This window comes from Parvimonas sp. D9, assembly GCF_035282565.1.
Lineage (GTDB): Bacteria > Bacillota > Clostridia > Tissierellales > Peptoniphilaceae > Parvimonas > Parvimonas micra.
Window position 1 is genome coordinate 253099 of record NZ_JAYKBM010000002.1, and the last position, 13429, is coordinate 266527.

Annotated in this window: 19 protein-coding genes and 1 other RNA gene; 6 read left to right on the top strand and 14 right to left on the bottom strand. The window is 25.4% G+C overall.

Annotated features, from left to right (window positions below):
- Window position 1: 1 nt before the first annotated feature.
- The 5 genes from rpoZ to VJI94_RS03480 form a co-directional block, all read right to left on the bottom strand.
- Window positions 2-199, bottom strand: coding sequence for a DNA-directed RNA polymerase subunit omega (gene rpoZ / locus VJI94_RS03460; RefSeq protein ID WP_004832943.1), 198 nt, complete (start codon window positions 197-199; stop codon window positions 2-4).
- A gap of 12 nt (window positions 200-211) precedes the next feature.
- On the bottom strand, window positions 212-784 hold the full coding sequence (gene gmk / locus VJI94_RS03465; RefSeq protein ID WP_324008341.1) for a guanylate kinase: 573 nt from the start codon (window positions 782-784) through the stop codon (window positions 212-214).
- A 13-nt stretch (window positions 785-797) separates the two neighbouring features.
- A complete protein-coding gene (locus VJI94_RS03470) occupies window positions 798-1682 on the bottom strand; it encodes a YicC/YloC family endoribonuclease (RefSeq protein WP_324008342.1) in 885 nt (294 codons plus the stop codon).
- Window positions 1683-1823: 141 nt separating this feature from the next.
- Window positions 1824-2204 carry a DUF2752 domain-containing protein gene (locus VJI94_RS03475; protein WP_324001173.1) on the bottom strand — a complete coding sequence of 127 codons (381 nt, stop codon included), beginning with the start codon at window positions 2202-2204 and terminating at the stop codon, window positions 1824-1826.
- 3 nt (window positions 2205-2207) lie between these two features.
- Window positions 2208-2543, bottom strand: a complete 336-nt coding sequence (locus VJI94_RS03480) for a TM2 domain-containing protein (RefSeq protein ID WP_029949843.1) — start codon at window positions 2541-2543, stop codon at window positions 2208-2210.
- Window positions 2544-2708: 165 nt separating this feature from the next.
- Here VJI94_RS03480 and VJI94_RS03485 point away from each other — a divergent pair, with 165 nt between their 5' ends.
- Together VJI94_RS03485 and ssrA are read left to right on the top strand one after the other, a co-directional pair.
- Complete coding sequence (locus tag VJI94_RS03485; RefSeq protein ID WP_324008343.1) at window positions 2709-3089, top strand: hypothetical protein; 381 nt, start codon at window positions 2709-2711, stop codon at window positions 3087-3089.
- A gap of 85 nt (window positions 3090-3174) precedes the next feature.
- Window positions 3175-3522, top strand: a transfer-messenger RNA (tmRNA) gene (ssrA, locus tag VJI94_RS03490).
- A 307-nt stretch (window positions 3523-3829) separates the two neighbouring features.
- Here the strand turns inward: ssrA and VJI94_RS03495 are convergent.
- The 7 genes from VJI94_RS03495 to VJI94_RS03525 form a co-directional block, all read right to left on the bottom strand.
- Window positions 3830-4066: a hypothetical protein gene (locus tag VJI94_RS03495; RefSeq protein ID WP_324008344.1), complete on the bottom strand. Its 237-nt coding sequence runs from the start codon at window positions 4064-4066 to the stop codon at window positions 3830-3832.
- Window positions 4032-4163, bottom strand: coding sequence for a hypothetical protein (locus tag VJI94_RS03500; RefSeq protein ID WP_324008346.1), 132 nt, complete (start codon window positions 4161-4163; stop codon window positions 4032-4034). The genes VJI94_RS03495 and VJI94_RS03500 overlap by 35 nt, the downstream gene beginning before the upstream one ends.
- A gap of 53 nt (window positions 4164-4216) precedes the next feature.
- Window positions 4217-5053, bottom strand: coding sequence for a sulfurtransferase (locus VJI94_RS03505; RefSeq protein ID WP_324008347.1), 837 nt, complete (start codon window positions 5051-5053; stop codon window positions 4217-4219).
- 58 nt (window positions 5054-5111) lie between these two features.
- Window positions 5112-6077, bottom strand: coding sequence for an aminoglycoside phosphotransferase family protein (locus tag VJI94_RS03510; RefSeq protein WP_324008348.1), 966 nt, complete (start codon window positions 6075-6077; stop codon window positions 5112-5114).
- A gap of 8 nt (window positions 6078-6085) precedes the next feature.
- On the bottom strand, window positions 6086-6790 hold the full coding sequence (locus VJI94_RS03515; RefSeq protein WP_118059060.1) for a TVP38/TMEM64 family protein: 705 nt from the start codon (window positions 6788-6790) through the stop codon (window positions 6086-6088).
- A 38-nt stretch (window positions 6791-6828) separates the two neighbouring features.
- Complete coding sequence (arsS, locus tag VJI94_RS03520) at window positions 6829-7767, bottom strand: arsenosugar biosynthesis radical SAM (seleno)protein ArsS (RefSeq protein ID WP_324008349.1); 939 nt, start codon at window positions 7765-7767, stop codon at window positions 6829-6831.
- Between the two features lie 156 nt (window positions 7768-7923).
- Window positions 7924-8265 carry an arsenosugar biosynthesis-associated peroxidase-like protein gene (locus VJI94_RS03525; RefSeq protein WP_324008350.1) on the bottom strand — a complete coding sequence of 114 codons (342 nt, stop codon included), beginning with the start codon at window positions 8263-8265 and terminating at the stop codon, window positions 7924-7926.
- A 173-nt stretch (window positions 8266-8438) separates the two neighbouring features.
- Between VJI94_RS03525 and VJI94_RS03530 the strand changes: the two genes are divergently transcribed.
- From VJI94_RS03530 to VJI94_RS03545, 4 genes are all read left to right on the top strand, one after another.
- Window positions 8439-9104, top strand: a complete 666-nt coding sequence (locus tag VJI94_RS03530) for a TIGR04282 family arsenosugar biosynthesis glycosyltransferase (protein ID WP_324008351.1) — start codon at window positions 8439-8441, stop codon at window positions 9102-9104.
- Window positions 9094-9738 carry a TVP38/TMEM64 family protein gene (locus VJI94_RS03535; RefSeq protein WP_324008352.1) on the top strand — a complete coding sequence of 215 codons (645 nt, stop codon included), beginning with the start codon at window positions 9094-9096 and terminating at the stop codon, window positions 9736-9738. The genes VJI94_RS03530 and VJI94_RS03535 overlap by 11 nt, the downstream gene beginning before the upstream one ends.
- Before the next feature lie 2 nt (window positions 9739-9740).
- On the top strand, window positions 9741-10454 hold the full coding sequence (locus tag VJI94_RS03540; protein WP_324008354.1) for a TIGR04283 family arsenosugar biosynthesis glycosyltransferase: 714 nt from the start codon (window positions 9741-9743) through the stop codon (window positions 10452-10454).
- A 133-nt stretch (window positions 10455-10587) separates the two neighbouring features.
- On the top strand, window positions 10588-11988 hold the full coding sequence (locus tag VJI94_RS03545; protein WP_324008355.1) for a rhodanese-like domain-containing protein: 1401 nt from the start codon (window positions 10588-10590) through the stop codon (window positions 11986-11988).
- A gap of 55 nt (window positions 11989-12043) precedes the next feature.
- On the opposite strand, the gene VJI94_RS03550 is transcribed toward VJI94_RS03545, so the two are convergent.
- Complete coding sequence (locus tag VJI94_RS03550; RefSeq protein WP_324008356.1) at window positions 12044-12451, bottom strand: hypothetical protein; 408 nt, start codon at window positions 12449-12451, stop codon at window positions 12044-12046.
- A gap of 9 nt (window positions 12452-12460) precedes the next feature.
- A complete protein-coding gene (locus VJI94_RS03555; protein ID WP_324008357.1) occupies window positions 12461-13417 on the bottom strand; it encodes a (Fe-S)-binding protein in 957 nt (318 codons plus the stop codon).
- Between the last annotated feature and the right edge of the window lie 12 nt (window positions 13418-13429).

The window sequence follows — 13429 nt, forward strand, 5'->3', positions numbered from 1 at the left end:
CTTAATCTTCCTTTTCTTTTTTAGTTACCTTTTGAGCTACTATTTCTTGAAGTGCTTGAGTAATTGGTTTTTGAGCATCTGTTTCCATTAAATTTTTAGATCCATTTACAATTCTTCTAGCTCTTTTACTTGTCATAACAACTAAAGCATATCTACTCTTATCAATTTTTTCTAATTCTTTAAATGATGGATTTATCATCTTTCATTCCTCCTATTTCTTAATCTTTAATCTTTCGGCTTCAATAATCGCCTTCATTTTATCTACACTTTCATCTATAAAATCATTCACTATGGAATAATTATATTCATTTAAAAATTCAACTTCTTTTTTTGCATTATTCATTCTTAAATTTACAGTTTCTTCATCTTCCGTTCCACGTTCTACAAGTCTTCTCTTTAATTCTTCAAAATCAGGTGGCAAAACAAAAACCAAAACTGCATCAGGATAATTTTTCTTAACTTGTAGCGCTCCTTGAACGTCAATCTCTAAAATTACAACATCTCCATTATCAATAGAATTTAAAACAAAATCTTTTGGAGTTCCATAATAATTTCCGTGAACTCTTGCATACTCTAAAAGTTTTTTATCTGCTATCATCTTTTCAAACTCATCATTTGAAACGAAAAAATAGTTTTTCCCATGTTCTTCATTAGGTCTTTTATTTCTACTCGTTGCAGAAATTGAATACTTAATATCTTTATTATCTCTTAATAAAATATCACAAATAGTACCTTTACCAACTCCTGACGGACCTGAAACAACCATCAAAAATCCCTTTTTCATATTACCTCCAAAACTATTCAACATTTTGAATTTGTTCTCTAAGTTTCTCTATAATAACCTTCATTTCAATAACATAAGTTGAAATTGCGTAATTATTTGATTTACTTGCTATTGTATTGATTTCTCTATTCATCTCTTGTAATAAAAATTCAATTTTTTTACCAACTTGACTTTCTAAATTTAAAAACTTCTTAAAATTTTGAATATGTGAATGAAGTCTTGTGATTTCTTCACTTATATCAAGTTTATCTGTATAAAAAATTACTTCAAGATTTAATCTGTTTATTTCACTTTCAGATAATTCATCAGAAAATTCATTTAGTTTTAATTTTAATCTCTCAATTTGATTATTTAAAACATCCTCTTTCCTATCTATGATATTTCCTAAATTATTTTCAAAAGCCAAAAGATTGTCCAACAAATCCTTATTAAGATTTTCTCCCTCAACAATTCTCATTGAAACAAGCTCATCAACCGCCTTTTCAACAGACTCTAAAACATTCTTTTTCAAATAATCTTCGTCAATCTCAGAAGTCTTAACATCAACTACATTCTCATTTCTAACAATATGCCCTATACTTACAGAACTTTCAATTCCAAGTTTTTCAGAAATGTTTTTATAAGCCTCAAAATAAGCAGAAGCTAAATCATAATTAACATCTAAAGCAGAATTACTTTCAGAAAACTTTTGTTTTCCTCTTATAAAAATATCAACTCGTCCTCTTGACAATTTTTTTCTTACAACTTTTTTTATATCTTCTTCACAAAAATTTAAAAAATATGGTAATTTAACTTGAATATCTAAAAATTTATGATTTACAGCTTTCATCTCGAAAGACAAATCATAATTTTCATCAACGAACTCATTTCTACCATAACCGGTCATTGATTTTAACATTTTTCTCTCCTTAAAAATTTATATTATTTTTATATTAAATAATTATAAATCGAACAAAAATGTTTTACAATACTTTATTACGAAAATTTAATAATTTTACACAAAAAAAATTTACTAAGCAAATCTTAGTAAATTTTTAATTTAATATAACAATGGATTATATAAATTTCTAATCCAATTTAACATAACAACAACTGCAGAAACAATAATCAATGCAGTTCTATATTTTTGAAAAAAGTCTTCAAAATAAATATTTATTTGATCTGTATTTTTTATAATTGAATAAAAATTAATTATTAAATAAGAATTTATAATTATAAATAAAGGCACACCCAATAGATTATAATCAAAACTTTCTTTAACCTTTAACATAAAAATTCTATTAAAAGCTCTAGTCATCCCACAAGCAGGACAAGGAATTCCAAAAATATTATAAAAAACGCAAACTCTTATATTTAAAAAATTAATAATCAATATAACAAGTAAGACAAAAACAAATATCTTAAAGTTTTCTTTTTTCATATACTATGATACTGAATTGAATTTATTTAAATTATATTCCTTAGTTTTTTTAGAAATTGAAAACCAGTCTATAATAGTTAAAACTCCACAACATCCACCTGTTAAAAGTTTTAAAACTCCCATACCAGTTTCTCCTAACATAAATCTATCAACCCCTAAACTTCCAACTAAAATTGATATAATCAATAATGTAGTTGGATCTTTAAATTCAATAGATTGAAGTGTCATAAAACTTTCATCACTCATTGATTCTAATCTTTGTCTGATAAATGGTATTGACGAAGAATCAAAATATTTTGCATTATTCATTACATACATATCTACTTTTTGTTTTTCCATAACAAAACCCTCCTAAATAAAATATTAATAATCATTATACACGTATATACATAAAATGTCAATAGGAATTATTATATGTTAAACTATAAACTCAAAATATTTACAAAATAATAATATTATATTATAATTAGTTAAAATATAATATAAATAATAAAGGAGAATTATATGATGATACTAAAAGAAAAAATTTACTCAATATTTAGTTTTTTAATATTTTTATTATACCTTTTATTTTTAGAACTATCAGCCGGAGGTTATCCTTCTGATGAACCATATATGCATAGTTTAACAATATTTAAAAATATTCCATTAAGTATTTCTCTAATTTTTATATTTATATTTGTTTTATTATTGGTAACAAAAAATACAAAATATCTTTTAACTATAAATGTTGGTATAATTTTATTTTTCATACTAAGAATTTATAACTTTTATAGATTTTATAGAAGATTATTTAACGATGGAATAACTATGATTTTATTTTTCCTTGCTATTGTTTCAATAATTACAATTTTTATATCAATTTCAAAAATTTTCAAAATATAAAAATATAAATATATTTCAAATTTGACATAATTAAAAAATCTGGCTATAATAAAAGTAGCTTTATAAAGCTACTTTTATTAATTATGGGGATGAACTGGCTTCGACGGGGAAGTTGCAGTATCATAAGCGAATTGTTGTATCCAATCAACATAAAAAGTGGTAAATTAAATATAAACGCAGAAAATAATAATTTTGCATTAGCTGCCTAGTCAGCTATTTGGAGTCTATTCTTTTCCCACAAAAGTCTAAACTCTATCGTTAAATTCGTGGGCAACCTTTACAAAAGTTCTTAGATTTGTAATTGTATTTATAAGATACCTTTAACTGATTTTGTTAATTTATAGGTTATTGGGAAAATTAAAATTGACTGTATTCGGAGAAAGTGATATGAATGCTTTTTCGGACGTGGGTTCGACACCCACCATCTCCACCAACTTTTAGTTCTTGTTATATAAGTTTATAAAACGGCTTATTTTCAAGAACTTTTTTATTCTATTTTTATATAACATTATATAACTTTATATATTTTGTTAAATATAGGCAAATAATAGGCAAACAAATATAAAACCATGGTCATAAAAGGTAGCGAAATTCCTCTTTGACAATAAAAAAGACACCTGTTACAGTGTCTTTGATAATCTCCTAAATTGAATTTCCATAAGAAATATTATGATAAAGTCAAGTACTTTTTTTAAAATTTTTTCAAAAAAAAAGCAACATACTAAATAAGTACATTGCTTTTAATAACACATTATTTTACAATCTTTTATTTCTCTTTTACCGTTTGCCATTTCTCTTAATGTAAATTTAGCGTGCGCTAAATGACCTTTTGTTTCTAACTCGTGACCTACTAACTCACCTTTGAACTCCTTAGTGATAATATTGTATTCCACTTTTGAATACTTTTCACTATCTTCCGGATAATATTCGGCATATATTATATTATTTTCTTTTTTTACTTTTTTCAATTTTATCATAATATTCTTCAGCCTCCTTTTGATAGTTATATTTTTTACTTGTTATTTTATAAACTTCTATCTGATTAAATCCTTTATCAATCAACTCTTTTTCCATTATCCCATATCTAAGTAATGTTTTGTCTGTGCTTTTTCTTATAAATTAAATATTTATACTTCAAATTCTTCAGTAATACACCATCTTCCAAATGATTCATCATAAACTCTTACATTAAATCCTAACATATTAAGTATCTCAAAAACTATTGAAGCTCTAATTCCTGTTGTGCAATAAAGAATAATTGTATCATCCTTTGAAATACCAAGATTTAAAATGTCCTTTTCTATCTGTGAATTATCTAGTAAATAACCATTTTCGTCATATAGTTTTATATAAGGATAACTTTTTGTTCTCTTTATATGTCCACCAAATTTTTCTCCAAAAATTACTTTTCCATTATATTCTTCTTCATATCTTACATCTAAAATCTTTACAGATTCATCTTTACATATTTTTTTAAGTTCATCTGTTAAAATTGATTTTTCATAAGATAAAAATGGTTTGTTATCAATATCTATAATTGCTTTATTAAGTTCTTTATCATCCTCTATTTTTTTATAAAATTCTGTTTTTAAAATTTCACTTACTCCACCATCTAAAATATATGCTTCAATGCCACAGAAATTTAATAAAAACTTAAATCTTCCGTCTTCCCCCATTCCAAATCCGGGGTAGGTATTTATATATATTAAAACCTTCTTATTAGGAGTGATTCCATATTTTGAAAATTTATCAAGTAAAATTTCTCTATCAAATGGCAATCCAACATATTCATTATCTTTTCCGGTTAAAAAAGTAAATTCTTTCCAATCCAAAACAATAGCTCTATCGTAAACAAAGTCTCCTGCTTTAAGCATATCTCCTCTAGCATCAATAACTACAAAATTTTCATTATCTCTATTTTCAAGAATAAATTCTTTTCTTACAATAAATTTATTTTTAAACATTTATAAATTCCTCCTAAAAATATTTTATAAGAAAATAGTGCTAAAAATAGCACTTATTTTAAAAATAATCTCTAATTAAATTTTTCATAAAATCTAAATCGGTAAATTCTTTAATTTTTTTAAATGTATCAGCATTCTTTATTAGTTTATCTTCTTTAAGATATTCTAAATAAGCATTCATACACCAACTTAAAGCTCTAGAATACATATATGGTTTATACAGATACACTCTATCTTTTATATTTATTTTTTTATTCAAAAACTTTTCATAATCTTCAAAAAATTTATTTTCATATTCTTTAGTTGCTATAAAATCTGTTTTCCATTTTGTAGTTGTAATAACCAAAAAATGTGTGATGTCTTGGCAAGGATCGGAGATAACAGCTTTTTCCCAGTCGATTAAATATGTTTTTTCTCCAATTATAAAATTTCCCGAATTAACTTCTGTATTATTTAAGCAAAAAATTCTATTTTCTTCAAAATATTTTTCTTTATACTTGTTATTCTCCAAATAATCTAAAAATTTATCAAAAAATTCTTTATGTTCTTTACTTACTTTTGTACTCTCAAAAACATCTTTTAGCCAAAATTTAGCTTCGGATATCCTATCTTGAAATAAATTCTTTTCAACTATAAAATTATTGGCATTTGAAACATCCAGTGAATGAATCTTTGAAAAAATATATGCCGCCTTTTCTCTATCTTCTTCATAAATTAGTGATCTACCATCTAAATATTCCATCAAGATTACACCGTTTAGTAATTTACTATCTGAGTCATCAACATAATAAACTTTTGGTGTAACACCGGATTTTTCTAAAAATTTTAGTGTATCATATTCATATCTGATTTGATTAGGTAAATTCATTTGACTTTTAGAATTCAATCTTAAAACAAATTTTTTTTCTTTAGTGGTAATTAAATAATTTATATTATATTCACCTTGTTGCAAAAAATCAATTTTATATTCATCTATTCCTAAAATATTTTTATTTTTATCAATATATGTTAAAACTTCTTTCAAAACAACTCCTATTTAGCTTTATTCTTATATTTTTCTGTATATATTTTTTTTATTAAAAAGACAAGAATTGAAACAGCAAATAAAATAAATAATCCTGTAACAAAAGTTTTTGAACTTCCTGTTAATGCTCCACCAATATATGAATAAATTATAGTTGCAGGTAATTGTCCCAATCCTGTTGCCCAAATAAAACTCCATGCACTCATAGATGTAAGACCCGCTGCATAACTTATAGGATCAAAAGGAACAAAAGGTAAAAGTCTTGCTATTAAGATTGTATATTTACCATATCTGTCAAAAAAGACTTCAACTTCATTAAGAGCAAATTTAGTTGCAAATTTTTCAGCAACATCTCTTCCCAACAATCTAGCAATGTAGAAACATAAAATTGCTCCTGCCATTGCACTTGACCAAGATAAAAATGCTCCAAATTGCCATCCGAAAATTGCAGCATTTGCAAAAGTAATAAAAAATGCAGGAATTGGTGCAATAATAGATTGAAATACCATTAGTAGAAATGAAATTACAACAGCCCAATTTCCATAAGATAATATATAATTTTTTACATTTTCTAATACTTCATCAGTACTAGAGCCTTTAAATAAAGCAACAAACTCTTTAAGTTTATCATTTACAGGCTTAACAAAAATACAAATCAATACAACAGCTAAAACTGCTACTAATTTTATAATTGTAGATTTTTTTAATTTCATTTTTCCTCCTTAGAACACGTCTAACCGATTTCTCCACCTCAGGAACTTCCAGCCCCTGCAGTACATCCATAGCAATGATTTCCTATTGCAATCTTTCTTCTTTCAAAATTATTTTCTCTATAATCTGAAATATGAACTCTATTAGAATGTATCTTTAAATCAAGCATCTGATTAAAATCACAATCATAAAGATATCCATCATAAGAGACATTTATTTCATTTCTACACATCAAAAACTCAACCGTATCCTCATTATAAGCATCATATAGCTTAGTCATATATGCCTTTAGTTTATCTTTTTTGTATAGTCTCATTCCAAATCTTCCTATAGGATTGTTAGTAATTGTAAATAAATTTGTAAAAACTATACCATATTCTTCAAGAAGTTTTTTTCTATATTCTTTTTCTAAACTTTCTTGTGAATCCGGTAAAAATGCTCCATCAGGATTATAAACTAAATTCAAATTTAAAGTTTTTCCATATCCAACAGCATTTAATTTTTTTAAAACTTCAATGGAACTTTCATAAACACCTTCACCTCTTACGCCATCTGTTATTTCTTTGGTATAAAAAGGCAGTGAACAGAATATAGTAACTTTATTTTTTGCATAAAAATCTATTAAATGCTTATACTTTTCTTCTAATAAAATACATAAATTAGTTCTTACAATAACCTCTTTTGCAATCTTACTTGACTCTTCAACTAGATGTTCAAAATTAGGCATCATTTCAGGAGCTCCTCCAGTTATATCCATAACTTTAAATCCATGTTTTTTAAAAACGTATAAGCAGTCATCCATGATTTCTTTTTTCATATACTCTTTTCTATGAGGACCGGCTTCAACATGACAATGCTTACAAGCTAAATTACAAATTTTTCCTATATTAAGTTGCATAACATCCATATTTGTCGTATATAGATTATTTTTATTTTCCACCCTATCAAAAAATTTTGGAATATAATTTATATATTCCAAAACTTTTCTAGAAAATTCTATTCCATTAGAAAAGGAAATTTTTTCTTCCTTTTCTTCTTTTTCTTCTTCAAAATTTCTTTTAATTAAATTAAAGATAATATCACCCTCTTCAAAAAATTTTAAAGTTCCTTTAATTTAATATTTAAAGAAAACTTTTTATAATTTAATTTCTTTTACAGTATTTTTCATTGTAAAACCATTTACCAATGTTATACCCGCTTGCATTGCAGATGCAACATGTAAAACTTCAGTAAGTTGTTCTTCAGTTACTCCCATTGAAACTAAAGTTTGAGTATAAGCATCTACACAATATGGACAACGAGTAGCAAAAGCAACAGCCAATGCGCAAAGTGCTTTTTCTTTTTTAGTTAAAGCTCCTTCAGAAGTGCTATCTCCGTAATACTTTAAAAATTCGTCCCATAATTTTTTTGCTTCTTCTCCTAATTCTCCATTAGCAAAGCTTCCTAAATCTTTCTTTTCAAAATAATTATTACTCATAATTTTTCTCCTTATTTTTTATATTTTTTAACAAGTAAATTATACAATATTAATAAGTCTATATCAAATAAGATTAGCTTATAAATCAACGCCTATTAATAGAATTTTCTAATAAGTCAATAAATAGCTTTTAATATTCTTAATTTTATGTTAAAGTTATTGTGGTGATTTATATGAAAGATAATGCAATAATAATTTTTACAAGATTTCCTTCTATAAACAAGGTAAAAACGAGATTAAGTAAAAACTTAGATTCAAATTTAGTTCTAGAAGTACATAAAGCAATGATTAAAGATACTATTAATGTTTGTAAAAATGACTTTGCTGATGTTATTTTATTTATAACAGAATATGAAAAACTAAATGATAATACTAGAGAATTTTTTAATTTTGAAAATAAAATATATCCCCAAAGTGATTTTTCTTTTGGAGAAAAAATGAAAAATGCTTTTAAGAAAACTTTTGAAATGGGATACAAAAAAGTGATTTTAATTGGCACTGATATTCCTACTTTGAGAAAAGAGGATATTAGTTTTGCTTTAAAGAGTTTAGATAACTTTGATGTTTGTATTCACAAAACATTTGATAAAGGATATTACTTAATAGGTTTAAAAAATATAGTTGATGAAGTTTTTGATGAAAATATTTTTAAAAGAGAAAATGTTTTTGAAAATACTGTAGAAATTTTTAAAAAACAAAATTTATCTTATTCTACAGGAAGAATATTGATGGATATTGATGAGAAAAGTGATTTAGAATTTTATGTAAAAAATGAAATGCAATATTCAGAATATTCAAATTTAAATAAATTATTAAGGGAGTTTTACAATGAAAAATAAGAAGAAAATTATTACTATTATTTCTCTTATACTTCTTGTCGTGATTACATATTTTATCTTTAAAATATTTACTCCAGAAAAAATAAGAAGTATAATTCAAGGATACGGAAAAAATGCTGCTTTAATTTATATATTGTTATTTTCAATACTACCTATTTTTTTCTTTCCAGTTCCAATTCTTGCTTTAGCAGCTGGAATATCTTTTGGACTTGTTGAAGGCGTTATATATACGATGATTGGTGCTATGATTAATAGTTCAATAATGTTTTTAATGGCTAAAAAGTTTGCAAAAGATAAAGTTTTAGAAATATTCAGAAAAAAAATAAGTGAAAAATGGTATAACAAGATTATTAATGCAGAAAAAAGCAATGGTGTTTTTATTATTTTTTTAATGAGACTATTGCCTATCGCTCCTTATAATGTAATAAATTACTTATCAGGTCTTACAGAAATTTCTTTTCTAAAATATTCAATGGCTACTTTTTTTGGAATAATCCCCGGAACATTTGTATTTTTAAATGTTGGAGATAAAGCGATTAATGTATATAGTACAGAATTTATAATTGCAATTATAGGATTTGTACTACTTACTGTAATCTCATTTATTTTAATTAAAAAATTTGATAAGGAATAATTATGAAACTAGCTGTTATAATACCAATCTACAATGACGATAAAATGATAGAAAATTTACTTAAAAAATTAAGTAATTTTAAAGAAATTGACGAAATAATTATTTCCAAAGCAGTTGATAATTTTGAAAAAAATGAAATATATGAAAAAACATATCAAGATATAAAATATAAACTTTTAATTTCCAAAAAAGGCAGAAGTATTCAAATGAATACTGCTGTAAAATATACGGATTGTGAAATATTATGGTTTATTCATTCCGATTCAGAATTTTTAGATTATACAGTAGATAAAAAAATTAAAGATTTAATAGGAAAAGAAAACATTGAATGTGGTGGTTTAAAGATAAAATTCAATCCAAACTCCATAATGCTATCATTAATAGCTTATCTATCTAACCTTAGAGCTAAACTTTTTAAAATATGTTTTGGAGATCAAAGTATTTTTATAACAAAAAAACTATTTAATGAAATAAATGGTTTTAGAGATATTCCAATTATGGAAGATTTACAATTTTTTATAGATATAAAAAATCACAAAAAAAATTCCAAATATTTTAAATTACTAAATGATAAAATAATTTCTTCATCAAGAAGATTTAAACAAAATGGAACTTTAAAGACTATATTTAAAATGCATAGATTAAAAATAATGTATTTTAAAGGTGAAAGTCTGGAAAAAATAAATGAAATATATAATAATATGAAAGACAGATAGCCATCTAATATATTAGATGGCTATCTGTCTTATTTTTTCTACTATAAATTTTTTTGATAATTTTTGATTATTTGACAATGTTAATAGTTGTGATATAATTGTTATAAATAAAATGATTAAAGGAGATAATTTTATGAAACTAAAAAAAGCAATCATATTATCCTTAGTTTTAGCTTCTGCTTTATTTGTAGGATGCAATAAATCTAAAAATAATGATGCAAAAAACACAGAAAGTACTAAGACAGAAGAAGTAAAAACAATTTCTGTTGAAGATTTTACAAACTCTGTTGGTAAAGATAATATTCAATTTATTGACACTAGAAAAGATGAAGAATTTAACGGTTATTCTGACGGAAAAATGAAACAATCGGGACATATAGAAAAAGCCATTCAACTTTCTACTGAAAATATTGAAAAAGTAAACAGCTCTAAATTAGCAAAGTATATTGAAGATAAGGGCGTTTCAAAGGATAAGGAACAAATTGTATATGATACAGATGCTCAAAGAGCTACAAAAGTTGCTGATGCTCTTATAAAAAATGGATATAAAGCAAAAATATTTTCAGATTTAGTGAAATATTCTGAAGATTCTAATGCAAAATTAGTTAAATATCCAAACTATCAAATGCTAGTTTCTCCACAATGGGTTAAAGATGTTATGGATAATAAGAAACCTGAATCTTACAACAATGATAAGTATACAATATTAGAAGTTTCCTGGGGAGAAGTTGATAAAGCAAAGAACTACAAAGAACATATTAAAGGAGCTTTTCATTTCAATACAGATTGGATTGAAGAAGAACCTGTTTGGAATTTAAGAAGTGCAGAACAAATAGAAAAAAAACTTTTAGAAAATGGAATAACAAGTGATAAAACTGTTATAATATATTCAGATGATGCTTCTGCCGGCTTTAGATTATATTGGACTTTGAAATGGGCAGGCGTTAAAGACGTTAGATATATGAATGGTGGTCTTAAAGCATGGAAAAATGCAGGTTTTGAAGTTGAATCAACAGCCAACAAACCAACACCAGAATCTAAATTTGGTGTTACTGTTCCACAAAATCCAAATATTTCTATTCCTTTAGCAAAAGATATGGTTGAAAAGATGGAAAAAGATAAATATAAGTTAGTAAGTATTCGTGCTTGGGATGAATATATAGGAAAAATAAGTGGTTACGATTATATTCCTGAAGCAGGTGAACCTAAGGGAGCATATTACGGATTTGCTGGTACAGATGCACAAAATATGGATGATTATTATGACCCTGATGGAACTATAAGAAATCCAGAAGAAATATATGCACTTTGGGAAACTCAAGGCATTAAACAAAATGATAAAGTTGCATTCTATTGTGGAACAGGTTGGAGAGCTGGTATTCCTTGGTTTATGACTCAAATGACAGACTGGAAAGACGCTGTTATTTACGATGGAGGATGGAACTCTTGGCAAATGGATAAAAATTTACCTGTACAAAAAGGGGATCCTCAAAATAGAGATAAAAAACCAGATGCAAAAAATGATTTTAAATAAGATTTAAACAAAAAAGATTCGGCTCACGCTTGAGCTGAATCTTTTTTAAATTTACCTATTTATTTTTTAAATATTTTCTTAAAATCGCAAAAAATACTAATAAATTTATCAAAATTATATATATTATAAAATAATAATAAATAAATATCTTCTTTACATCATAAGAAAACATAAATATTATCGACAATAAATCAAATATTCCCAATGTGTATAAACTGTACTTTTTTTCGTTTTTTAACTTTAGCATAATATACCCGATTATCAAAAATAAGATTAAAATAACAGTAATTATTATAAGCCCATTTTGATTAAAATAATTTGGAAATAATGTTGCATTCTTATAGTGAATATGCCTTGCAACTCCCATCCTAGTAATGCTCAATTTGTTCCAAATCCATAATACTATAGTCAATAATACAATCAAAATATTACTTAGTTTAAATATTTTTTTTATATTTTCCATAGTCAATCCTTACTTTCTATTTCTTTTATAATACTTAAGTTTTAAAGAATTCTTAAAATAGCCTAAATCTACTTTTTCTTTAACTCCTAGCATTTCACTTAGAATATGTTTTACATTTTTAACTTCTGATTTTCCAAAACTTGCAGAACAACTTGCACAATATGTATATATATTTTCGTTTATCTCGGATTTTACAGAATCCATCATTTCTTTAGCTAATTTAGGTTCTTTGGACTTTGCTCCTCCACCCATTCCGCAACACATAACTTTTCTAAATTTTACCTTCCCATTTGGTACAAATGGCTTTATTTGATTTAATAATTCTTTTGATTTTTTGTCGGGACATGGCATAAAAATTTCTGCCTCATCATCTATTACATTTAGTAAATTTTCTTCTTTTAATTTTTGATAGATTGATATAACTTCAATATCCAGCTTTTCTTTAAAAAAGTAAAAACAATTTGGACACATAGTTACAATTCGTTCTACACCTTTTTCTTTATACATCTCTTTTAATCTTTCTAAATTTTTTTCAAAATCAGAAATTAATCCACTATCCTCCAAAGGCTTACCACAACAATCTATTGAAAAATCCATCTTTCCTTCGAACATATCAATTAAATATTTTGTAGTTTCAGGATAATGTCCCGGAAATGCACAACCGAACATCAAAATATCCTTAGTTTTAATTTTTGAGTTATTTCTAAACTTATAGGGTGATTTCATAAATTTTACTGCACCATAACCCTTTAAATCTTCCCTATGGTTAATAGCAACTTTAGCTCCATCTAAATCAATTGGACAGGCTCTTAAACAGCTATCACACATAAAGCAACTCTTTGCAAGTTCTGGTCTTTTAGCAAATTCTCCTAGATCCATTTTATATTTAGTTAAAAAGAGACATTTTTTTGTACAGGCAGTACAATGAATACATTCATCTGCAACCTTGTTAAGATATTCTTTCATTATTTCTCCTAG

Coding starts and splice junctions, on each gene's coding strand:
- rpoZ (WP_004832943.1), bottom strand. CDS start 199: ATGATAAATCCATCATTTAAAGAATTAGAAAAAATTGATAAGAGTAGA.
- gmk (WP_324008341.1), bottom strand. CDS start 784: ATGAAAAAGGGATTTTTGATGGTTGTTTCAGGTCCGTCAGGAGTTGGT.
- VJI94_RS03470 (WP_324008342.1), bottom strand. CDS start 1,682: ATGTTAAAATCAATGACCGGTTATGGTAGAAATGAGTTCGTTGATGAA.
- VJI94_RS03475 (WP_324001173.1), bottom strand. CDS start 2,204: ATGAAAAAAGAAAACTTTAAGATATTTGTTTTTGTCTTACTTGTTATA.
- VJI94_RS03480 (WP_029949843.1), bottom strand. CDS start 2,543: ATGGAAAAACAAAAAGTAGATATGTATGTAATGAATAATGCAAAATAT.
- VJI94_RS03485 (WP_324008343.1), top strand. CDS start 2,709: ATGATGATACTAAAAGAAAAAATTTACTCAATATTTAGTTTTTTAATA.
- VJI94_RS03495 (WP_324008344.1), bottom strand. CDS start 4,066: ATGATAAAATTGAAAAAAGTAAAAAAAGAAAATAATATAATATATGCC.
- VJI94_RS03500 (WP_324008346.1), bottom strand. CDS start 4,163: ATGGAAAAAGAGTTGATTGATAAAGGATTTAATCAGATAGAAGTTTAT.
- VJI94_RS03505 (WP_324008347.1), bottom strand. CDS start 5,053: ATGTTTAAAAATAAATTTATTGTAAGAAAAGAATTTATTCTTGAAAAT.
- VJI94_RS03515 (WP_118059060.1), bottom strand. CDS start 6,790: ATGAAATTAAAAAAATCTACAATTATAAAATTAGTAGCAGTTTTAGCT.
- VJI94_RS03525 (WP_324008350.1), bottom strand. CDS start 8,265: ATGAGTAATAATTATTTTGAAAAGAAAGATTTAGGAAGCTTTGCTAAT.
- VJI94_RS03530 (WP_324008351.1), top strand. CDS start 8,439: ATGAAAGATAATGCAATAATAATTTTTACAAGATTTCCTTCTATAAAC.
- VJI94_RS03535 (WP_324008352.1), top strand. CDS start 9,094: ATGAAAAATAAGAAGAAAATTATTACTATTATTTCTCTTATACTTCTT.
- VJI94_RS03540 (WP_324008354.1), top strand. CDS start 9,741: ATGAAACTAGCTGTTATAATACCAATCTACAATGACGATAAAATGATA.
- VJI94_RS03545 (WP_324008355.1), top strand. CDS start 10,588: ATGAAACTAAAAAAAGCAATCATATTATCCTTAGTTTTAGCTTCTGCT.
- VJI94_RS03550 (WP_324008356.1), bottom strand. CDS start 12,451: ATGGAAAATATAAAAAAAATATTTAAACTAAGTAATATTTTGATTGTA.
- VJI94_RS03555 (WP_324008357.1), bottom strand. CDS start 13,417: ATGAAAGAATATCTTAACAAGGTTGCAGATGAATGTATTCATTGTACT.